Source organism: Fischerella major NIES-592, assembly GCF_001904645.1.
Taxonomy (GTDB): Bacteria; Cyanobacteriota; Cyanobacteriia; order Cyanobacteriales; family Nostocaceae; genus Fischerella; species Fischerella thermalis.
Genome location: NZ_MRCA01000004.1, coordinates 317,783 through 340,961, shown reverse-complemented (window position 1 = coordinate 340,961; position 23,179 = coordinate 317,783). Strand labels below are relative to the sequence as shown.

17 protein-coding genes and 1 pseudogene are annotated in these 23,179 nt (G+C 40.9%); 6 read left to right on the top strand and 12 right to left on the bottom strand.

Annotated features, from left to right (window positions below):
- Window positions 1-54: 54 nt before the first annotated feature.
- From NIES592_RS10600 to NIES592_RS10585, 4 genes and pseudogenes are all read left to right on the top strand, one after another.
- Window positions 55-897, top strand: a complete 843-nt coding sequence (locus tag NIES592_RS10600) for a hypothetical protein (RefSeq protein WP_073555713.1) — start codon at window positions 55-57, stop codon at window positions 895-897.
- A gap of 224 nt (window positions 898-1,121) precedes the next feature.
- Window positions 1,122-1,763: a hypothetical protein gene (locus NIES592_RS10595; protein WP_062248128.1), complete on the top strand. Its 642-nt coding sequence runs from the start codon at window positions 1,122-1,124 to the stop codon at window positions 1,761-1,763.
- Between the two features lie 628 nt (window positions 1,764-2,391).
- Entirely contained in the window at window positions 2,392-3,711 is a 1,320-nt protein-coding gene (locus NIES592_RS10590) for an efflux RND transporter periplasmic adaptor subunit (RefSeq protein ID WP_073555712.1), read from the top strand.
- A 159-nt stretch (window positions 3,712-3,870) separates the two neighbouring features.
- Window positions 3,871-7,034: pseudogene (locus NIES592_RS10585) on the top strand (efflux RND transporter permease subunit).
- 125 nt (window positions 7,035-7,159) lie between these two features.
- Here NIES592_RS10585 and NIES592_RS10580 read toward each other — a convergent pair.
- The 8 genes from NIES592_RS10580 to tsaB all read right to left on the bottom strand — a co-directional run bounded on the left by NIES592_RS10580 (window position 7,160) and on the right by tsaB (window position 12,510).
- Window positions 7,160-7,711: a (2Fe-2S) ferredoxin domain-containing protein gene (locus NIES592_RS10580; protein ID WP_062250695.1), complete on the bottom strand. Its 552-nt coding sequence runs from the start codon at window positions 7,709-7,711 to the stop codon at window positions 7,160-7,162.
- A gap of 117 nt (window positions 7,712-7,828) precedes the next feature.
- Window positions 7,829-8,032, bottom strand: coding sequence for a putative nitrogen fixation protein NifT (gene nifT / locus NIES592_RS10575; protein ID WP_009456970.1), 204 nt, complete (start codon window positions 8,030-8,032; stop codon window positions 7,829-7,831).
- Between the two features lie 12 nt (window positions 8,033-8,044).
- The gene (locus NIES592_RS10570) at window positions 8,045-8,323 is read right to left on the bottom strand and encodes a nitrogen fixation protein NifZ (protein WP_009456969.1); all 279 of its coding nucleotides are present in this window, start codon (window positions 8,321-8,323) and stop codon (window positions 8,045-8,047) included.
- Window positions 8,310-9,443: a homocitrate synthase gene (gene nifV, locus NIES592_RS10565; protein ID WP_062248132.1), complete on the bottom strand. Its 1,134-nt coding sequence runs from the start codon at window positions 9,441-9,443 to the stop codon at window positions 8,310-8,312. Before nifV ends, NIES592_RS10570 begins: the two co-directional genes overlap by 14 nt.
- 425 nt (window positions 9,444-9,868) lie before the next feature.
- Window positions 9,869-10,069 carry a DUF2949 domain-containing protein gene (locus NIES592_RS10560; RefSeq protein ID WP_009456966.1) on the bottom strand — a complete coding sequence of 67 codons (201 nt, stop codon included), beginning with the start codon at window positions 10,067-10,069 and terminating at the stop codon, window positions 9,869-9,871.
- A 46-nt stretch (window positions 10,070-10,115) separates the two neighbouring features.
- The gene (locus NIES592_RS10555) at window positions 10,116-10,367 is read right to left on the bottom strand and encodes an Asr1405/Asl0597 family protein (RefSeq protein ID WP_009456965.1); all 252 of its coding nucleotides are present in this window, start codon (window positions 10,365-10,367) and stop codon (window positions 10,116-10,118) included.
- Window positions 10,368-10,462: 95 nt separating this feature from the next.
- Entirely contained in the window at window positions 10,463-11,182 is a 720-nt protein-coding gene (gene cysE, locus NIES592_RS10550) for a serine O-acetyltransferase (protein ID WP_062248134.1), read from the bottom strand.
- A gap of 683 nt (window positions 11,183-11,865) precedes the next feature.
- The gene (tsaB, locus tag NIES592_RS10545; protein WP_062250697.1) at window positions 11,866-12,510 is read right to left on the bottom strand and encodes a tRNA (adenosine(37)-N6)-threonylcarbamoyltransferase complex dimerization subunit type 1 TsaB; all 645 of its coding nucleotides are present in this window, start codon (window positions 12,508-12,510) and stop codon (window positions 11,866-11,868) included.
- Window positions 12,511-12,659: 149 nt separating this feature from the next.
- On the opposite strand from tsaB, the gene NIES592_RS10540 reads away from it, so the two are divergent.
- The gene (locus NIES592_RS10540; RefSeq protein ID WP_009456962.1) at window positions 12,660-12,944 is read left to right on the top strand and encodes a DUF427 domain-containing protein; all 285 of its coding nucleotides are present in this window, start codon (window positions 12,660-12,662) and stop codon (window positions 12,942-12,944) included.
- A gap of 61 nt (window positions 12,945-13,005) precedes the next feature.
- On the opposite strand, the gene NIES592_RS10535 is transcribed toward NIES592_RS10540, so the two are convergent.
- Together NIES592_RS10535 and NIES592_RS10530 are read right to left on the bottom strand one after the other, a co-directional pair.
- Window positions 13,006-13,767, bottom strand: coding sequence for a PIG-L deacetylase family protein (locus NIES592_RS10535; protein ID WP_073555710.1), 762 nt, complete (start codon window positions 13,765-13,767; stop codon window positions 13,006-13,008).
- Window positions 13,768-13,923: 156 nt separating this feature from the next.
- Window positions 13,924-14,790 (bottom strand): glycosyltransferase family 2 protein, encoded by an 867-nt coding sequence (locus NIES592_RS10530; protein WP_073555709.1) that lies wholly within the window; start codon window positions 14,788-14,790, stop codon window positions 13,924-13,926.
- A 395-nt stretch (window positions 14,791-15,185) separates the two neighbouring features.
- Here NIES592_RS10530 and NIES592_RS10525 point away from each other — a divergent pair, with 395 nt between their 5' ends.
- Window positions 15,186-16,472 (top strand): APC family permease, encoded by a 1,287-nt coding sequence (locus NIES592_RS10525; protein WP_073555708.1) that lies wholly within the window; start codon window positions 15,186-15,188, stop codon window positions 16,470-16,472.
- A gap of 166 nt (window positions 16,473-16,638) precedes the next feature.
- On the opposite strand, the gene NIES592_RS10520 is transcribed toward NIES592_RS10525, so the two are convergent.
- The gene (locus NIES592_RS10520; protein WP_073555707.1) at window positions 16,639-19,008 is read right to left on the bottom strand and encodes a methyl-accepting chemotaxis protein; all 2,370 of its coding nucleotides are present in this window, start codon (window positions 19,006-19,008) and stop codon (window positions 16,639-16,641) included.
- 981 nt (window positions 19,009-19,989) lie between these two features.
- Window positions 19,990-22,863, bottom strand: coding sequence for a GAF domain-containing protein (locus NIES592_RS10515; RefSeq protein ID WP_073555706.1), 2,874 nt, complete (start codon window positions 22,861-22,863; stop codon window positions 19,990-19,992).
- Between the last annotated feature and the right edge of the window lie 316 nt (window positions 22,864-23,179).

Here is a 23,179-nt window from a genome sequence, read left to right as displayed (position 1 = left end):
CTGCACATCCCCACACTTCCCACACTTCCCCTTCCGTCTTTCTTCTCCTCAAAGATGACCGACATCCGCAAGCTAATTAACCAACTCGCAGCGCAAGAAAACAACTTATCTGCCACCCAGTTTATTGCCCCGTGTGTACGTGGTGGCAAGGTACGAACTAAAGTAGCAGGAATAGTTTATACATTTACCCCCAAACCCCGTAATTTTGAAGGTTGGGGCATTTTTCAGCCAGCAGATGAGAAGATCGCGGCGGTAGTCGAAGAACCTAGTTTTCCCCAAATTGCCGAATATCTGCAACTTCTCAAACCACTGCGTTTGCGACTTGCCTACCCGTTGCGATCGCAAACTTGGTTAGCATACCCAGTTAATGAAGCAAACATGCGCCAACGCTGCGGATATTGCCAGCCAATAGCTGTAAATTTAGTTACAGAGGGAGCTAAATTCGAGACAATCATTGCCCGCACCGATGGCGCTGCTTGGTGGTTTGATGAATGCGATCGCCGTGCTGATCCGTTAATTACTGAAAAACTGCGAGAACAACTCAAACAAGTTACACCACCAGAAAAACTCCACTTTCGGAGGCTCACCCCAGAAATGCGGACAGTATACGAGATTGTTGCTCAACAAGCCAAGGAATTTGCTGCTTTACAGCAACAAAGACGGGATGAAAAGCTTTTACAGCAAGCTTTGCAAATGGGCGGGGGAGAACTACACGAGTTTGTTGATCGCCAAGATCATTGGGTTGTCGAGTGGACAACTGCTGACGGTGAACGTCACACTAGCGCCATATCCAAAACGGATTTAACTGTGATGAGTGCGGGAATTTGCTTGAGTGGTGAAGACGAAAAATTTGATTTACAGTCCCTGGTTGGTATTGTTGAGCAAAGATATGAATAATCAGTAACGACGAAAGTCAGAAGCCGGGTTTTTTATCATTCAGATGCTACCGATTTGATATCAGTCTGCTTGAGCTATTAGCCTCAGAATGAATTCTGAGGCAGTTGTAGAAGTATTTACCACGGACAACCAAGCATAAACAAAATTAAATTTACGGAACTGGCATTAAAAAGCTTGAATCTATTTAAGCAATATATTTATCAATTTAAGTTGAAAGGTTCAAAATGATAGCTCAGTATCAGCGCCTGAAAAAATGGGTTTTAAATCCAGCGGCGTTGGGTTTGATAGTAACAACAACGATCGCCTGTCAACCTCAATCTCTACCAAAAGTCACCTCCTCAGAAAATCCTATTCCTGCTGCAAATCTGGTTTCCCAAAAGCAAGCTAGTTACAGGAGCGATCGCTATGGTTTTCAATTTAGCTATTCTCCCAAATATTTTGTGGTGGATGATAAAACAAATAAACCCTCCAGTAAGGATAATCTCCTAACTACAATCGATATTTGGACTCAGCAGCACGCCAAAAAAATTCGCTCTGGTGCATACGAAGGCGGAACAGAATACCCAGCTAATGTCAGCGTGAGAGTATATAAAAATCCTCAAAAATTACCATTACAGAAATGGGTACAACAAAGCAATCAGTTTGGCATAACTCGAGATTTTAAAAATACAAAAATTGCAGGTAAAAATGCGATCGCTTTCCAATCTAGCGGTTTATACGAAAATGAAAACATTATTTTTTCCATTCCAAGAAGTTCTAATATGATCGTCATTACATTTGCTAAAACTAACTACGGCAATAATGACGCTATCTACAAAAAGGCATTTGATCAAGTCGTGAATACCTTTACATTTGTTGGTAAGTGATAATTAGATATTGCATCAACTTTTCATCCCGCCAATAAATAAATTTATTGGCTAATAGCCTAAGTCAGATTTATCTGACTGTAACAACATTAGAGTCCGTTAGAACGGACTTACCCTATGAGACAGAGTAATATCAATTTTGCGATCGCATTGACAAAAACTGCTTTATATCATGATATCATGTCCGCTTGAGGACTTATATTATCCGTCGAGGTCGGTAATGGGTAATGGGTAATTGGTGATCATTAGTTATTTTTTCACCATGCCAAATGTTCAACGTCCAAGCTTCATATCATAAGCAATTAGTCGGACATGATATTATTCCTCTAAATCTTCTGATTCTTCCAAAGCCTCTGATTCCACCGTATCCTTGGCAAGGCTTTTAGTTTTAATTGCTAAGTATAATCCATTGAAATAATAGCAAGATCAGAACATTTTTCGCAAGAATAGGAAAGACAAGTAGATATTTTATTTTTAAAGTTAAGTATGATTATTTACCTTTAGGTAGATTAAATTAAAAGTATAAAAGAGTATATTATTGATGGATCGTTGCATAATTCATCGAAAAAAATCAGTAACTTCATTTCTGTTTTACACATAGTTGATTTGTTTATAGTCTCTGCTAATCATGACACCTCCGCAGCCTCATACCGAGATTGAAAATTATCCTCCACAGACAGAAAAACAGCCACCTCGCAGACAACGGCGGTGGCTTTGGTTATTGTTGACCCTGCTAGCATTGACAGGAGGAGGAATTGCTGTTTGGCGTGTGTTTACTTCACAAAATCAAATGCCTGCAAATATTAATGCTCAGCCTCCAGCAATACCAGTTAAGGTATCTACCGTCAAATCAGGCACAATAGAAGATAGTACAGAATATATTGCCACTATCGAATCGCGCCGCTCAGTAGCTTTGCAACCAAGAATTCAAGGTCAAGTTACTCAAATATTTGTCAGAGCTGGAGATCCAGTTAAAAATGGAGACCCCATTCTTCAAGTAGACGCCAGAGAGCAGCAAGCAGCAGTTAGCAGTGTCAACGCTGCTGCACAGGCGGCGCGATCGCAAGTGGAAAACGCTAAAGCTACCCTCAGATCCTTAGAAGCAGATAGGCAATCTTTTCTTGCGGATGTTCAATTGAGGCAACAGGAGTACAATCGCTATGCCAGTCTTGCGAGTGAAGGAGCAGTATCTCAACTAACCAAAGAACAGTATGCAAATCAACTTGCTGTCGCCAAAGCCGCCTTCAACGCTAACGAATCTAAAATTAAAGCGCAACAAGCCGCAGTAGCTGAAGCCGAAAAATCTTTACAGCAAGCGTTAGCTAATACTATACAACAAAAAGTCCAACTCCAGTACTACAGAGTCACAGCCCCCTTCGCTGGTACAGTCGGTAATATCCCCGTAAAAGTAGGTGATTTTGTAAATACTTCCACACAACTAGCTACTATTACTCAAAATCAACCATTAGAAATAAACATATCTGTACCAATTGAACGTGCATCTCAATTGCGTAATGGAACTCTAGTAGAACTTTTAGATGCACAAGGTCAGACTATTGGTACTAGTCGCGTATTTTTCATCTCTCCTAAAGCGAATAATGAAAATCGCATGATCCAGATAAAAGCACTATATGACAATGAAAAAAATCTACTCAGAGCCGATGAATATGTTCGAGCCAGAGTCATATTTAGCCAACGTTCAGGAGTAGTTATTCCTACCACAGCAGTAGCTCGTATAGCTGGACAAAACTTTGTTTTTGTAGAGCAAACACAAAAATCACCCGAAGGTAAAACTCAACTAGTAGCTAAACAAAAGCGTGTCGAATTAGGCAATATTAAGGGTAATAACTATCAAGTATTGGAAGGATTACAACCAGGAGAAAGAATTATTGTTTCAGGACTACTCAATCTTAGAGACGGAGTTCCTATAACACCAGAATCTCAATAAGAATTGGTTAGTGGTTATTTGTTGATTGTTGGTTGTTGGTTGTTGTAGAGACGTGCCATGGCACGTCTGTACAGTAGTTAGTGGTTAGTTGTTTGTTTTCTCCCCTGTCTCCCTTGTCCTCCGTGTCTTCCTTGTCCCCAATCCCCAATCCCCGATCCTATGTTTGTTGACTTCTTTATCAGGCGACCTGTTTTTACCAGTGTCTGCGCTATCATCATTCTGATAATAGGGGCTATTAGCATTCCTACTCTACCTACAGAGCAGTATCCAGAAATTAGTCCGACTCAAATCCAAGTTACTGCTAACTATGTTGGTGCTAGTGCGGAAGTAGTAGAAAACACCGTTACGACAATCTTAGAACGGCAGATTAACGGTGTCGAAGGCATGAGATACATGACTTCTAGTAGCAGTAACAGTGGTACTAGTACGATTACAGTCACATTTGACCCATCACGGGATGCAGATATTGCTGCCGTTGATGTACAAAATCGTGTATCGTTAGCTGAACCACAACTGCCCGAACCAGTTACGCAAACTGGAGTCACCGTTAGTAAGCAATCTAATAACATTCTGTTAGCGATCGGTTTATACAGTCAGAAAGGAGAGTACGATACTGTATTTTTAAGCAACTACGCCGACCTCTACATATCAGATGCCCTAAAAAGAATCAAGGGTGTGAGTGAGGCAAGAATTTTTGGTGAACGCCGCTACGCGATGCGTTTGTGGCTTGACCCAAATCGGCTTGCAAGCCGCAAACTCACTGCTCAAGATGTGATTGATGCCCTGAATGAACAAAACCTGCAAGTGGGTGCTGGACAAATTGGTCAGCAACCATCGCCCCAAGAGCAGATGTATCAAATTGACTTGCGGGCTATCAGTAGATTAACTGATGCATCTGAATTTGAAGATATAGTAATTAAAACCAGTCAAGATGGATCACTCATTAAGCTCAAAGATGTAGGGCGGGCAGAACTAGGAGCAGAAAATTACAGTACTTTCCTGCGATTTCGAGGGCAAGAGGGTGTGGGAATTGGGATATTTACCACTCCAGGAAGTAACGTGCTGGACGTTGCCAAAGCAGTCAAAGCCGAAATGGCAGTACTAGCCGAAAAATTTCCACCAGGCATGGAGTATCAAGTTGCATTTGATACAACTAGTTTTGTGGAAGCCTCACTCTCAGAAGTGCTGTTGACTTTATTAATGGCGATCGCTCTTGTCATCCTAGTAATCTTTGTTTTCTTGCAGGATTGGCGCACCACCTTAATTCCCATTATCACCATTCCCCTCGCATTAATTGGTACATTTGCCTTCGTTAAAGCCTTCAATTTTTCCATCAACACCTTAACCTTGTTCGGTCTGACCCTAGCAACAGGGATGGTCGTTGATGATGCGATCGTTGTCGTCGAAGATATTTCGCGTTTGATTCAGCAAGAAGGTATGACACCACGTCAAGCAGCTTCTGCGGCTATGCAGGAACTGTTTGGGGCAGTTATTGCTACCTCATTGGTGCTGATGGCTGTATTTGTCCCCGTCGCCTTTTTCCCAGGAGCGACTGGACAGATATATAAACAATTTGCTTTAACTATCGCCTTTTCGATCGCCATCTCTACTTTTCTCGCCATTACCCTCACACCTTCTCTATCTGCCTTGCTACTGCGCCGCAGACCCAGACAGCGTGGTATTTTGGGCTGGGTGTTTGGTAAGTTTAACTCCTTCCAAGACTCGATGCGAAGAGGGTACCAGTGGTCACTTAACCGCCTAGTTAGGATCAAAGCAATTGTCATCGGACTATTTATTCTCTCTTTGGGATTGACAGCTTGGTTGTATACCTCAGTGCCAACATCATTTCTTCCTGACGAAGACCAAGGTTACTTTATTACAATTGTGCAAGGGCCAGAAGGAGTTTCCCTAAACTACACCAGCAAAGTGATGCGACAAGCAGAAGAAGAAATTCTGAAATTGCCGGAAGTCACAGGTACTTTTGCTGTTGGTGGATTTAGTTTTAGTGGTAGCACTGCTAATAATGGTGTAATTTTTACAACCCTCAAACCTTGGCATGAGCGCAGTCAGTCAGCGCAGCAAATCATTGGTAGTTTAATGGGTAAACTATCAGGAATCACTGAAGCCAGAGTGTTACCTGTGAACCCTCCTACAATTCGAGGTTTAGGTAGTTTTAGCGGTTTCCAATTTCAGCTACAAGACAGAGCAGGTAACAATGACTTAGCAACCATGCTGGAAGTCATGGGTCAGTTACTAGAGCGGGCAAACCAGGAACCAGACTTGCAAAAGCCTGTGTATACTACTTTTGCTGCGAATACACCACAAATCTTAATTGAAGTAGATCGTAATCGTGCTAAAGCCCTACAGGTAGACATTGATGAAGTATTTAATACTCTCCAGAATTACCTGGGTTCGCGCTACGTCAACGACTTTAATTTTGAACGACGGACTTACCGAGTATACGTCCAAGCAGATGCTCAGTTTCGCTCCAACCCGGAGGATATCGGGAAATTATACGTCCGCTCTGCCAACGATCAAATGATTCCCTTGAGTGATCTGGTCAAACTCACTCCTACTACTGGAGCGCAAACAATCAATCATTACAACTTGTTCCGCTCAATTGAAATCAACGGTTCCGCGGCTCCAGGTAAAAGTTCCGGTCAAGCAATCCAAGCAATGGAGAATGTTGCCCAACAAGTTTTACCAACGAGTTTTGGTTACGAATGGTCGGGGATAGCCCTAGAAGAAAAAACATCCGGTGGTCAAGCACCGATAATTTTTGGTTTGGGACTCGTCTTTGTTTTCTTGGTATTAGCTGCTCAATACGAAAACTATGTTGACCCGTTGATTATTTTGCTATCGGTTCCCCTTGCAATTTTTGGGGCGCTGTCAGCACAATCACTGCGGGGTCTAGACAATGACATCTTTTGCCAAGTTGGTTTGGTGATGTTGATTGGTTTGGCAAGTAAGAACGCCATTTTGATTGTGGAGTTTGCCAACCAACTACATGAGCAAGGTATGCCAATTACCAAAGCCGCAGTCCAAGCTGCACAGGAACGTTTGCGACCGATTTTGATGACAGCACTCTCCACACTGTTGGGGATTTTCCCCTTAGCAATTGCCACAGGTGCTGGTGCTTTAGCCCGTCAATCTCTCGGTACTGCGGTGTTTGGTGGGATGCTAGTTGCTACGTTCCTGAGTTTGTTTATAGTGCCAATCTTATATATAGTGATTGGGAGTTTACGCGATCGCGCACTCTACGTCGTCGTCCACCTCATCAAGTAGAGGAAGATGGTCGAGTGACTACCGAAATCTATCGATAGAGGATAGGGAAAAGTTGCGATCGCTTGAATCACTGGCAAATGTCCTGGCGGTGCAAACTTAAAACTTGTGGTGGGTTACGGCTAAAGTCGTAAACCACCCTACTGGTTATTTGGGAATAGGACAATTAATCCAGACTTGATATTAAATGATTTTCTAACAAAGATGCGATCGCTTCTGGATGCACTTTTTTAAATTCTTTTTGACCAAGCTGCAAAACACAGTTGGGTGCGCTGTTACAACATTTTAAACAGCCTGTTTGCTCAATAGTTACTTTATCTTGCAATCCACGCTCACATAAAATCTTTTCTAATTCTGACAATAAACCTTTACCACCCCGTTTGCGACAACCAGATTTTTGACATACTAAGATTTTGGCTTTAGTTTTTTGAGGATTTTTTTGATTGGGACAAACCCCCAATGGTTTCACTCCATAAACTTTAAATTTGATTTTACCAGTGTGGGTATTTAGCTTGCTCAGACCAAATACCTGTAAAAGTTCGCCGGGTTGCAAGTTTGCACCTAGGTATGCACGCAATTGTTTCGGAAGTTTTAGTTGTACTTCCCCAGATGCGATCGCTAAACGCAAATATTTATATTCTCGTGATGAATCACCCAAAAAACCAAGGAATTGTCCTTCTAGATGAAATTCTGATATTGTTAAGTATTTGCCGCCCATTTTATCAATTTGTTGGTGGTTGATTGTTGATTGTTGGTAGATGATTGTTGATTGTTCACAAATAAAAATTACTGATTTCAAACAACAAGGAACAAACAACAAACAACTCTAATTTTTTTAAGCGAGACGTTTTGCCTCAAAAGTTTGGGGTAATACCAATGGATCTGGTAGGTTAGGAAAGGCTAATTCCCAGCCATTCGCCAAAGTAAAAATTTTACCCTCAGAGCCTTCTGTTTCTTTTACTACTTCTTCTTCGAGATCTTTTTTGGCAACGTAAACAACTAAATTACCAGCGTTATTTCTACGTAGCATGACTTTCATAGTTCTACTTTCCTATTCTAAATCTTTGGATTTTTCTACTAGTTCCAGTTCTTTTTTGCGGCAACCAACAATAAATCCAGTCTGAAGAAAATGTACTGCATAAATATAGGATCTTTGTAAAAATGAGCCTATACTCACAACGTAACCAATATCTCCTTTTTTACCGAGAATAGTCCCGATTTCTTGACCAGGAAAAGTCCCATCATTTTTGATTTGTTTACGGAGTCGGACTTTATCACCGATGTCAAAAGCAGGCGGATCGTATAGTTCGACTTCATCATCTGATTGCATGGGAAACCCTCTGTTCGTAAACTAAATGCAAAACTTCTTGAGTGGTGAGACTGCGTTTTTTCTGAATAGACTGTTGTCGGACTGCATCTAATACAGATTGGGTTTCTTCTGTATTGAGAATAATGCCGTATTGCTGTAGCACATTAGATAGTAAATGTCTACCAGAATGCTTACCCACTACTAAACGCCGTTCCCAACCGACTTCTTCGGGTGCAAATGGTTCGTAGGTGGTAGGATTTTGCAGTACGCCGTGAGCATGAATACCAGATTCATGAGCAAAGGTATTTTCACCAACAATTGCTTTCCAAGGCGGGACACTACAACCAGACGCTGCTGCTACTAGGCGGGATAGTTCTAATAAACGTGGTGTTTCAATACCGACATCAATACCATGAATGCGTTTGAGAGCCATCACAACTTCTTCTAGAGCTGCGTTTCCGGCTCTTTCGCCTAATCCATTGACTGTGGTATTTACTGATAAAGCTCCAGCTTTGATACCAGCAAGGGCATTTGCAGTCGCTAAACCGAAATCATTGTGCGTGTGGATTTCCACAGGGATCAGCAAAGCTGCAACCAGGCGATTCACTTTTGTATAGGTGCTGAAGGGGTCAAGAACTCCGACTGTATCGCAGAAACGAAATCTTGATGCACCCCATTCTTGGGCATAATGGGCAACATCAAAGAGGAAGTTTTCATCAGCACGAGAAGAATCTTCTCCTCCAACTGCAACCCAAAGACCTTGATCGACAGCAAAGCTGATACTATCTTTGAGTTGTTGCAAAGTTATGCGCCACTGACCATGAAATTTAGCGGCGATTTGAATTCCAGAGACGGGGATGGAAATGTGCATTCTTGTCAAACCACAGGCCATAGAGGCCTGAATGTCTGAAATCACAGCCCGATTCCAACCTAGCAGTTTAGCAGACAAACCCAACTCAGAAATTGCTGCGATCGCTCGCATTTCTGATTCGCCCATCGCCGGAATCCCGACTTCGATTTCGTGAACACCGATAGCATCAAGAAATTTGGCGATCGCTACTTTTTCTTGTAAATTAAAGGCAACACCTGCCGCTTGTTCGCCGTCACGCAGAGTCGTGTCATTAATGAGAACTTTATTCATTATCAAAATACCTCTAATGAAGTGTGAAGGATGAAAGGTGAAGGATGAAGTATGAACTATAAAATCTAAATTTTTGTTTTCATTCTTCATCCTTTAGCCTTTAGCTTTGAATTTTCATCCTTTGTCTTTCATTCTTTAGCCTTCATCTTCTATCATCATTCTTACCCAACTATAATTTTGCATTCTGTATGACATCAAACCAGGAATTGGTATAAATTAAGTATTCTTTTCTTCAGGATGATTAGGGATTTCAGTGAATAGCATATAACTGATATAAGTCTTTGCTATTCCTGATACAATCAATAAACTAAATCCAGCAATTAAAGTGGCAATCATGGCGTTATCCTCAGTAATGAAAATTTCAAATCTAAAAACTAAAAGAAGTATTTACTTCTTTTGAATTTGTAATAATTAATTTGATTCTCTTAAGCTTGCTCTTCCAACCAATCAAAAATCCGCTCCAACTGCTCTATATCAACTAAACCATATTGCCAAAGCAGCATTGGTAATGGTCCATTTTCTAATTCACGTTTTCGCAGAGCTACAGCAATATCTCCACTCGAAAGTTCAAGCTCATTCTGCAAGAAATCAATAAATTTTACATCACTTTGACAGTTAGCTATCATAGAAACTTTAACAAAAACGTGAAGTTTAAAATACTTGGTAAAATCATCACAACTGCCAGCATCGTTCTAGCCAATCAATTAATTCTTGACGAGAGACTAAAAATTGCTTAACGATACTGTGAACAAGAATGACTGTGAGACAATTATCTACCTGCACCCGTAAAGAACCATCAGGATGACACAAACAGGGAATCATTAACTCCTGTAAGCGGCGATAAACTTGCCAGCGATCGCTTAAAGGAATCTGCACAATATAATAGTGATTGCCTAAGGTAGAAGAAGTATAAGGTGGTAACATTTATTTGGTTAATTGTTAGTAGTTAGTAGATAGTGGTGAGTAGTTGGTAGTTGATTGTTGGTTGTAACAAACAACAAATGACAATTGACCATTGACTATTTGACCTTTGACTGTTGAGTTTTAAGAATTTGCACTTGTTGTTCAAGTTGTTCAATGCGTTCAAGTAAAGAACGAATGATGGTTGCTTCTACATCCGGGAGTTTACCGTGTTCTAGGGGAGAGAGGTGTTTACTTTGTTTATGGGAAATATTGCGTCCAGGAATACCCACTACAGTGCAATCATTAGGGACATCTCGTAACACCACTGAACCTGCGCCAATCCGGGCCCCTGCACCAATGGAAATATTGCCCAAAACCTTTGCACCTGCTCCCACAACAACGTTTTCACCCAAGGTAGGATGACGTTTACCCGTTTCTTTACCAGTTCCACCGAGAGTAACACCTTGATAAATCAAGCTGTAGTTTCCGACAATAGCAGTTTCACCAATGACAACACCCATGCCATGATCGATAAATACTCCCTTACCAATTTCTGCACCTGGGTGAATTTCAATTCCTGTCAAAAATCGCCCTAAGTGAGAAATCAAGCGAGGAAAAAAAGCTATCTTGTGACGGTGCAACCAGTGGGCGAGGCGATGCAAACAGAGTGCATGGAATCCGGGATAGCAAAACAGCACCTCTAACCAATTGCGGGCAGCTGGATCGCGCTCAAAAATAATGCGAAAATCACTCCACAAAGGTTCAAAAATGCCATTTGTACTATCTGGTGTTTTGGCAGTATTTGAATTTTGAATAGGGTTTAATGTCTGTTGCATCGGTAATGCTCTGAGTAAAAGCAGTGCGCTATTTTTCTGCTTATACCAGACGCCTGCTTAGGGGACAGTGCAACCGATGGCGATTGGATTTATTGGATTAATTAAGGTTGTACTCAAGCACGCTTATCCCCCATTTAATGGAAATTTAAAATTTTTCTGGGGGTAGGGGTGCTAGTATTTTTAGACTGGGGGTTCTAGTATTTTTGGGCTAGGGGCTAGGCATTTTGGTACTCAATCTCTAGCTCTTTGCTTGTAAGACTTTGCAAAGATTTAAGCAATATATTTTTGCATAACTTAACGTGTACTCAGCCGCCCGAAAATCTGCGATCAATAATATTAAGAGTAGAATTTCTGTATATGGAAATACTATTAAAACTTTATTATTTTGTTGGCGAAAAGACAAGATAGCAATATTTTTGGCGTTGCTGAATCAAGATATGAATTTACAATTCACGGATATGTAGAGACGTAGCAATGCTACGTCTCTACAAAAATGTATACAAACATAATTCATGACCAGATTCAGCAACGCCGGCATCGAACTACAAAAATGTATGCACACATAATTCATGACCAAATTCAGCAACGCCATATTTTTAACTACCCATTTTTTAGAAGAAGCCGACAGTTTGTGTAACAGCGTGACAATTATAAACCGGGGTCAAAATCAATCGGGTGGAGTACTACACATCAACAGGATGCTGACCATAAAAAGGAAGTGCTTCTGACCAATGGAGACGCTTTCCTGTTTGCCAGTCTAAATACGCTAGCTGCAAAATACTTGTCACTGTAGCAGCTAATTCTGATTTTGCTTCAATCAGCTGAACATCGCTATTCCAGGATTCTAACTTTTTCTGCCATGCCTCTGGTGTCAATACAGTATCTGGTACCAAGGCTTTTAACCCCAAACCATCAGGTGCAGGTTGGTAGATAGCAGCAAAAATTTGACCCCTTTGTGCTGGCATTTGCACAGCAATTACACTTGTGCTTGCTTGTGAGAAAGCTACCGCCGCCAATGTGGAGATCGCAAATACAGGAATATTTAACTGTTGTCCTAAAGTCCTAGCAGCAACTAGTCCGATACGAGTTCCAGTAAAACCACCCGGACCTCTAGCTACAGCAATAAAAGCCAAGTCTCCCCAAACTTGGGGTTGGATAAATTGTATTAAGTGTTGATGCATGAGACTGGATAGTTCACGCTCTAAATTCCAGATACCAGAACGTGCATCTCCAGCAAAGTTACTGATTGCCAAACCCAATTCAGGAGTTGTGGTATGCAGTGCTAACCCATATTTTTGGGAGTCGAGATGTTCCAATTCAGTAGACAAGGCTGATTTAAATACCAATTTTGCTAGAAATGACTGATTTATTCTAATCTGAAAATCAGGCAGAAGGCAGTCCCGACGAAACAAGTTTCCCAGCCACCGGCAACAAAAAGCATAATTATATATGTAAAGTTTATTTGCGTTCTTTAGTTATGCCAAAAGCAATTTGGAATGGTGCTGTTCTAGCTGAAAGTAATGATACTGTTGTTGTGGAAGGCAACCATTACTTTCCCCCTGACTCGATTAATAAAGAGTACTTCAAAGAGAGTGACACTCATACCACTTGTCCTTGGAAAGGTGTTGCTAGTTACTACAGCGTTGAAGTTGATGGACAAGTTAATAAAGATGCAGCTTGGTACTATCCCACTACTAAAGAGAAAGCAAAACAGATTGAGGGTTATGTTGCTTTCTGGCGGGGTGTAAAAGTCGAATCTTAGTATAATAATGACACCAGCTACTTAAGTTGGTGTCATCGAAATTTATTCTTGATTTGTAAAATTAACTTTTAAAAAATATTTCAGTAGGTTTAAAAAATCGCCCAATAAAGCTACGAGCAAAGATGTGATGTTGAGAACGATAAACTTGGAAAGCTCGTTGTTTTTTTTCTAGTACAGATTTGATAGATACCACATAAGACTGACCTAGCTTTTCTAAATTTAGCCGAAACAGCAGCAGTGGCATTCCCCAAAATAACCAAACTGTATATTGAAAAAGTTGAGCTTTGATTCCAGACTTGTTGAGTGCATCTTTCACCAAATCATAAGTAGCCTCATGGTCTGGGTGTTTATCTTTTTGATGAGGAACATAGATTTCCTCTGGTTGAAAGGACTGCAATATATGCACTAACTGATTAATAGTATGCAGTTGCTGCTCATCAGATATTTGCCGTAATTCACCATCGGGTTGGTCGATAAAGTATATGTCTGATGATGCTACACCCAATATATTTAATGCTTCTTGGGCTTCTTGCTTGCGGACTTGAACTATATCCTCGGGTTTAATGTCTAAGTATGATTTATGCCCATCGGTGATAAAAACAACTTTGACCGGAACTCCAAGTTCACGTTTAAGAGCTATTAAGCCACCACAGCCTAAAGTTTCATCATCTTGGTGGGGAGAAAACACCAATGTTGATTTTTGAGTTACTGTTAACGGTTGACTTTTTTGAGGTAAAATCCAATCAAATAATATTTCTGCTTGAATAAATTGCAATATATTTGATAGCTTTCCTTGTAGAAAAGAAATTTTTTGTAGGTACATAATACAGATAAGTAAAAGATTAGTTTTCAGGAAGATACAGTAGAGATTTAGTATACCTAAACCTCTACTCATTGAATTTGAAGTCTATTCAAAGTTTTCGCAACACAGCTAGGGACAATTAAAATTGTGTTTATAATATTGAAATTTGAGGGAGATCTAGATTGGTAAATATTGATACTTAATACAACCCCACAATTGCCCTCCCCGCCAAGCCAAACTCATTAACCATTTAGCTAAACTTTCTTTGTCCCGGATTTGCAAAAGTAGAATTTGTATGGTCAAGGTGAATGAGGTTTTTAAAAAAGTTTTCCATGACACCATTTGAGGCATACCAAGTGGTCGGTGTTTTTTATACACTAAAATTACGCCTTTACCTACAGCCCAACTGCGACGATATATACTAGCTAAGTTACCACGTAAGCGGATATAAGCGATCGCATCCGGGACGTAGTGAAGTTTAGTTCCTACATAGTAAGCTCTCCAGCAATAATCTACATCTTCGCTTTGGTATAAAGCTTCATCAAAACCACCAATTTTTTCATGAATGGCACGTTTGATACCCAAATTGCCGCTACCTGCAAACGGCAGGTAGTAGGTGTTTTCCATGATCCCAGTACCATTTTCCAGTTGATAACACTTTACTACCCAAGTATCACTGAGCTTGTTGTAATCATTATGACCAGTAACAAAGTCGTTTTTTGCAAGTGCTTCCCCCATGGCTGCTAACCATCCAGGTGCAACCTCATCATCAGCATCAATAAATAACAGTGACTCACCTTGGGCAGCTTTTGCACCAATATTACGAGCATGTGATGCTCCTTTGCGGTCAGATGCATCGACAATACGGAGATTGGGTATGCGTGTTTGATATTGTTCTACTATGGATGCTGTATTGTCAGTGCAACCATTATCAGCAATGATCACTTCCCACGGCTGTGACCATTGTTGATTTGCAAGTGCTTCCAGTTGCACACCTATAGTCTCTGCTGCATTTAAACACGGTATAATTATGCTTATCTTCATAATTAATAAATACAATGCCAAGGAAATATCAATAATTAAAAATATATAAGTAATTGCTTCTGAGAAAGCAAAAGGTAATCATGATATTAGACAAACTTTACAAACTCTATAAAAAACTAATTGAACATCAAGAACTAGTAAATAAACTATTTAGGGAAAGATTTTTCTTAAGACCAACATCGAAAATTTATATATTCAAGAAGAATCTTGTTGCTTTTTCTGCTCTTTAGTTAAGGAAGTATTAAGTTAATTTTAAGTATTCCTATTCTTCAGTAGAGATAAAAATTTGTCTCCTAAGAATGATGACAAAACGTCAAACGAAAATATCGAATAATAGAAATATCTGCTAGCGTTCCTGTAGTGGTCGGCATTGAGACAGAGAGATCAAAAAAAGCATGTCTGTAGGCAACTCACAGCCACAATTGAAACGAGAGTTAGGGGTGTTTGGTGCTACTCTCATGGGACTAGGTTCCATTATTGGTACTGGTGTATTTGTTAGTATTGGAATTGCGGCTGGAATAGCTGGCCCTGCGGTGATTTTAGCTGTGGCAATTGGGGCGATTGTCGCCATTTTTAATGGACTCAGCAGCGCCCAACTAGCAGCAAATCATCCCCTGAGTGGTGGTAGTTATGAATATGGTTATAAATATCTGACTCCTAGCTTCGGTTTTACAGCTGGCTGGATGTTTTTGGTGGCAAAGACAGCCTCTGCTGCTACTGCTGCTTTAGGTTTTGCTGCCTACTTATTAAATATTTTGGGTATAAATTCTGGCTGGGTGGTTCCGACAGCTTTTTTGGCTGTGGTGGTAATGACACTGATTGTCTTAAATGGTATCCGCCGCTCAAATTTTGCCAATATTGCGATTGTATCTGTCACTTTTTTATCTTTAGGGTTTTTGATTCTGGTTTGTCTTCCCGGTGCTATTCAAGGAGGAAGGGAGAACTTTGCACCTTTTTTTACAGGTTCGGTAGCTGATGTTCTCCATGCTAGCGCCCTGATGTTTGTTGCCTATACTGGCTATGGTCGCATTGCTACCCTGGGAGAAGAAGCGCGATCGCCAAGACAGACTATTCCTAAAGCGATGATAGTTTGTCTTGCGGTGACAATGCTGCTTTACATAGCAGTGGCGACAGTTACAATTGGGGCTGTGGGGGTAGATGTTTTAGCTGGTGCTACCCAGCAGACAAAGGCTGCGCCATTAGAGGTGGTAGCCCGGGATGTAACTGGTGTCGGCGGTGCGTTGGTGCTAGCCATTGGCGCAATGACAGCGATGTTGGGTGTACTGCTGAACTTGATTCTGGGGTTATCCCGTGTATTGCTAGCGATGGGACGTCGCCACGACGCCCCCAGATTTTTATCACGTTTGAACCAACAACAAACTACTCCCTATTGGTCTGTAATAGTAGTGGGAGTAGCGATCGCTCTTTTGGTTATAGTTGGTAATGTTAAGACAACATGGTCTTTTAGTGCTTTTAGCGTCCTGATTTACTACGCAATTACTAACTTGGCCGCTTTAAAACTGAGTTCCCAAGAACGACTATATCCTAGATGGATAGCTGTTCTGGGTCTTTTATCTTGCCTGTTCTTAGCATTTTGGGTAGAATCCTCAATCTGGCAAGTAGGTTTAGGATTGATTGTTGCTGGATTAATTTGGCACAAGGTAAGGCAAAGAGAAAGGTGAAAGGTGAAAGGGTAATGGGTTAGTAGTTAGTAGGGGCGTAGACGCGCAAATGGTGAACCAGTGCAGTGGTTGTTACTACCCCTCACACTCCCCACACTCCCAGACGCGATTCATCGCGTCTCTACATTACTCCTCACACTCCCCATCTCCCTGATCCCCAATTCCATCACTTCACTTTAAATTTCTCCACAGTTGCTTCTAATTCCCGAGAAATTCCTACGGTTTCCTGCAATGATTGAGAAATACTACGTGAGGATTCACTAGTAATTTCTGACACTTGAGAAATTTCTGTGATTAATTTAGTCACTGCTTGGGATGTTTCTACTTGAGAAACTGTCGCTTGGGAAATTGATTGGACTAACTCATCAATTTCACGAGAGACTGTCAAAATTTGATTGAGGGAGATTTTAGCATCTTCTACGATGCGAGAACCTTCGACTACCTGAGTAGTTCCCTGTTCCATTGCTTTGATCACTTCGTTGGTTTCTCGTTGAATATTTTCGACAATCTGCTTAATTTCTTGAGTGGCGTTAGAACAACGGGCTGCTAATTCACCTACTTCTGTTGCAACCACCATAAAACCCCGGCTGCTTTCACCAGCCCTAGAAGCTTCTAGCCCAGCGTTGACTGCTAGTAAGTTGGTTTGCACAGCAATTTCGTTAATTAAAGAGACAATTCGAGAAATTTGTTGGGAAGAATCGCCAAGACGTTTGACTTTTTTGGTTGTGTCGTCAATTGTGGAGCGCAAGTTAAAGATTTTTTCTACTGTCAAATCCATTGCTATCTCGCCTTTTTGAGCAGTACAAGAAGCGGTGTGAGCAATTTGCGCGGCTTTTTGAGCATTATCTGCTACATCTGCAATGGAAAGTGTCATGCGTTCGACACTATCAAGGGTACGGTTGATTTCCACTGCTTGTTTGATGGCTTCGTTAGCGAGTTGGCGAATTGCGCCTTCGTTTTCTCCAAGGGCTGTATTCACCTGAATTGCCGATGTTTTAACTTTGGTGACTATTTCTCTGAGGTTCTCAACTATACAGTTGAAGAAGTCTGCAACTGTACCAATTTCCCCGTGGGTAACTTCTGCGTACACTGTTAAATCACCTTTGGATGCGCCTTCGACTTCTCGCAGTAGTTTAATAATTTGCTGTTGCAATGCTTCTTTTTGTTGGCTTTGTTCGATTGCGAGCAATTCTGCACGCGAACGGGCTTTTTCGGAGTGTTCCAACACGTATGCTTGTTCTAATGCATAACCAATGGGAATTGCTACTTGCTTAAACAAATCGATTTCTGATTCTTGCCATTGGCGGGGAGTAGAACACTGATGAGCTATCAGTAAACCATATAGCTTATTGTTGAGCAAAATCGGTGCGACTAAATTTGCTTTGACTGCAAAGGCTTCTAGTTGAGCAATGTGACATTCGGTTAAACCTACTTCATAAATATTTTCTATTGCTTGGACGCGACCTTTTTGATATTTGTCAATGTAGTCTTTTGCAAAACAAGGATCTGCAATCTCTGCACCCAAAGCGCTTGGCCATTCATCATCAACGCACTCAGCTACAATTGTTCCCACCCAATTTTCATCAAAGCGGTAGACAACGACTCTATCTACTTTGATGACTTCTCGCATGGTTGTGACTGCTACGTTCAAAATTTGGGCAGTGTTGAGCAATCCGCGAATCCGCAAATTGATACTATTGACTTGTTTAGCAATCTTGCCTTCATTTTCTTGCTGGTAAGCTTTTTGAGCAATTGTTTCTGCCATTTGATTAAAAGCTACAGCTAATTGCCCTACTTCGTCGTTCGTGTAAATTGTAACTCTTGCAAAGCGATCGCCATTAGTAAATTTTTGGATCGCATCTTTGAGTTTTTCGATTTGTTGAACAGTAGTCCGCTTAAATATATACGTCCAAATTCCAATCACAATTAAAGCCAAAACTGCTGCTAGGGCGTAGTGCAATCGATTTTGTCTAACTAAAGTTTGCAGTTCAGTTTCTTTTGTGATCTGCACTAAAATAGCTACTGGCTCACCTGTAACTACAGGGGTATTTCCTTTAGCTGTGGTAATAGTGATGTTGGGAATTGCTTTTGCTGCGATCGCGTAAGGTTGTTGATCAATAATTATTTGACCGGTGACAATTTCACCTGAACGTACTGCTGCTTGTGCAAGTATTGATTTATCAGGTAAATCTAGATTTGGTATAGCTTTAGTTAAGTCTGTATTTGCCTGATTGTGCAAATTAAAGTTGACTTGATTTAATTTAATATTATAATTTAAATCTGCAATATTGAGTTCTGACTTTGCCTGTTTCAGTGATTGGCCTTGAACACTGCGATTCATGATTACAGTTGAGTTAATACCCAAACCTACAATCAGACTTAACTGAGAAAAAATTAAAACCGTCAAATTCTTGCTGCTGACTGGCAGACTTATAAATCGCTGCCAGAGAGATTTGTGTTCTTTTGGGGTAGCTGTTGCATGTGTTTGTCCGGATTTAAAAATATGTTGGTAATTACTGCGATCAATTTTCAACATTGCTCGTGTTTCTCAAGTAAACAATCACTACTTCATGAGGCTGGAGATAATTTCATTCATCAATTAAGTTCAGATTCCTGAGTTTCTACTTTTCAAAAGAAATAATCTACAACATGTATTAATTCTTGTAATCAATGTAAATACAAAAACAAAATATTGTATTTTTCTTTTCGGCGTTGCTTCGATAAAACTGAACAAATAGGGATGAATGCAAGACTAACTAAAATGATTTCAGCCTATTCAGCGACATATTATTCCTCACTAAGAGTATGAAGATCACACTCAAATCACAGATTTGGGCTACAAACTCTTAAACAAACTCCTCAAATCAACATCTATATGTTAAGGAATTCTTTTGCCGAGCCAAAGTAATCGAAACTATACTTGAGGGAAACACATTATTAAGTAACAAGTAGGCACACCCAATTTTTGTATTTTTTAGTGATGCTAAGCTTTTATTTTGTGCTTAAAGTTAATTATGTATCATTTTACATGAATTTTGATTGTAGAGTATTTTTGAAATTTTTTGCAAGTGTTTTATAAATTGTTTTTCTTAATAATTAAATTTCGCAGTAAAGATTGTTAAATTAACAACCAGTTAAAAATTAAATTACTGAGTTTATAAAAAGCCAATATCCAATATTAAGTTTAGATGATAGTTTCATGCTGTCGGGAAACCTGTCAACAGGAATAAACAGGTTAAAATAGGAACATTCTCGGTTTCCATACACAGAACGCAAAATTACACATAAGTTTGCTTAGCTGATATCTTGCACCAGAGCTAGGTGCAAGCTATGGTCTCAAAGTTTTGTAGTCAAGAGAAAAATGTAGCCTCTTTTCTCTCTAGCTAAATTAATTTGTCACAACAATAGCTACATTTTGATTGATGGTCTTTTCTACGCTTGATTGGTATTACGGTTGACAAGAACCCACTTTGCGTCGTAGCAGCTGGGGTCCGGCTGACCGTCGCCTGGTGCTTTTTCAAAGTTTAGAATAGTGCCGAATTGGAATCTCGATCGCAAATTCTGTACCTTGCCCTGGAGTAGATTGGCAAGAGAGTTTTCCCTTATGACCATCAGTGATGATTTGGTAACTAATAGATAAGCCTAAACCCGTACCTTTACCGATGGGTTTGGTTGTGAAGAAGGGGTTAAATAGACGCGATCGCACACCTTCACTCATGCCAATACCGTTGTCAGCAATGCAAATCCGAACCTGTTGTTCGGCAATCACACGGGTACTAATTTTGATTTGGCTGGTGTAATTGTGTTCGGGCAATCTTTGGTTGCTCTGTTCTTCTAAAGCATCAATTGCATTAGACAGAAGATTCATAAATACTTGATTCAACTGACCTGGATAACAATCAACCAAAGGCAATTGACCGTAATCTTTAATGATTTGGATTGCCTGTCGATCTGGTTGTGCTTTGAGGCGGTGGGCTAAAATCATTAGTGTGCTGTCAATACCTGCATGAATATCCACGGATTTGAACTCAGCTTCATCAAGCCGCGAGAAAGTACGCAAAGATTGGACAATTTCCTGAATTCGTTCAGTACCAATTTTCATAGATGACAGTAAATGAGGTAAATCTTCTGTAATAAAATCTAGGTCAATCTTTTTCAGGTAAGTGCGTAATTCTGTGTCTGGTTCTGGATAGCGTTGTTGATAAAGACGAATCACCTCTAGTAATTGCTGGATATACTCTGTAGCATGGATAACATTGCCATAAATAAAGCTGATGGGGTTGTTAATCTCATGGGCAACACCAGCCACCAATTGTCCGAGACTGGACATTTTTTCAGTTTGCACCAGTTGGGTTTGCGTCTGTTTTAGGTCTTCTAAAGTTTTAGTTAACTGCTGAGTTCGCGACTGAGTTTGTTCCAGCAGTTCTGCTTGTTGAATGGCAACCCCTAGTTGATCTGAGGTTTGCATCACTAAAGCAATGTCTATATCTTTCCATTGGCGAGGGCCAGAATTTTGGTAAACTGCCAGTAATCCCCATAACTTGTCTGCTTGGAAAATGGGAACAATTACGTATGCTTGGCACTGAAATTGTTGCAGCACTGCTCGATAGCAGTCTGAAAAGTTCATAGTATCAACGTCATCAACCCGTTTGACAGCACAGCCTCGGCTAAAATCTCCTCCTTGGGTTTCCTGGAGATAGGTGTCAATGTTGGGGACAGGCGCATCTAGAAAATTACTGACAATACAGCGATCGCTTTGTGATACGTAAGTTTGGATGTCTGTATTACTGGCTTGGGCTTGCTGGAGGCTAGTCCAACTCTCTCCAACAGCCTCGGCAATAAAGCCACCACTCCAGTCCGGATTGAACTGATAGATCACTACACGATCAACTTGCAACAGCCGATAAACCTCTTCAGTCGTAGTTTGAAAAATTTCACCTAGTTTGAGCGAAGCGCGAATTTTAGCAATTCCGTTGGAAAGAGCTTGTTGCTGTTCTAACAGATGTTGTAGTTCCGCCGTGCGTTCTTCTACCTGTCGTTCCAGATTCGCATTGAGCGATTGTACTTGGCTATAAAGGCGATATTGCTGTACTGCCATGACCAAATGTCCCCCGATCACCTCAGCCAGTTTCTTCTCATTTTCTGTCCAGGGTTTTGCTTGTCCACGCCTGAGTTCTCGCCAAGTCTCAAATGAGATTTGCGTTATGATTTGCCGGGTGTCGTTGTCACAACGCCCTGCCCATAACCTTTCTGTTGCAATTTCGTTGCGGAAAATAGTCAGACAGCCGATCGCTTGCTTACCGTAGCGTAAGGGGACAATCAACAAACCTCGCACTTGGGTAGACGCAAAGGAAGTGACAATCGTGCGAAAGATGGGTTCTTGGTAGATGTCGTTAATTGCCCAGCAGTTAGGATTAGGGCATTCATCCCCAGATAGGTATATTGACTGTGACCACAGTTGTTGTCTCGAATCTTGAGGCGCTGCGACTTTGTAAATCTCCTGATCGGGCGATCGCAGATATTGTTGCCAAAGTAAATGTTGTTCAATTTGTCGTCCACCACCGTTGACTAGTTCGGTGGGCTGTTCACCATACACGTAAAATTGATCAACTTGATTAGGTGTTTGAGACATGAGATATAGTCGTCCACCGGATGCTTGAAAAATTTCCACCACTGTTTCCAAAGCAGCCTGGAGTTGCACAGTTGGCAAACGATGTAACACAGTGGTAAGTTGATTGACTTTGGCTTCTCTTTCTGCTTGTTCGCGCATTTGGCTCAGCAAAGTTGATTGAGCGATCGCCACTTCAACTTGATCGCTAACAGCTTGAATAAATTGCAGTTCAACTTCGCTGACATGACGTTGCTGGGAGTGATGTGACACCAACAGACCCCAAAGGCGATCATCATGCAAAATAGGGACTACAACCGATGAGCGTACCCCCATTGCTGTTAAATATTCCACATGACAAGGATCAACCGGACGATAACGCAACTGCTGTTCTGGTTCTTGTGTGGTGGATTCATTCAGATTTTCTCTTAAGCTTGTGCCTGTTGTCGTTTGGGTAACTATATCGACAACAACACGCTGACGCGATTTGATAAAGAGTTCGCGCGCATAGGGCGGAATATCATCAGCGGGAAAATTTAAACCCAAAAGTGAAGGTAGGCGATCGCCATGAATTGATTCGGCGATCACCTCACCACTACCATCAGCATGAAATCGATAAATTTTGACGCGATCGGTTCCTAATAGCGATCGCACTTCAGCCACGGTCGTTTCTAGAATTTCCTGTAACTCTAGTGACTGGCGAATCCGTAATGTGATTCGATGCAATAAATCTTGACGATGCTGCAATTGTAGGGGGGATTGGGTCTCATCTGTACTTAGCATAGGTTTGTAGTTGGATCGATCTTACACATAAGATTCCCTATGCTGATGTTTCAATAACATCTGAGTAGATTCATATCTTGCACCAACTTTTCATCCCGCCAAGAAATAAATTTCTTGGCTCTTAGCTTAAGTCAGATTTATCTGACTAGGAAAGTCTTTGAGTCCGTTTAAAACGGAATTATGCTATTAGACTCGGAATTTATTCCGAGGCGGGATACTTCTCAAAGCTTGAGTGATACAGATGATAAGCAGTGCCAAGTTCCTAAGTCTCAAATCCCAATGCTTATGATTGATATTTAGTCAATAATTTTTTGTA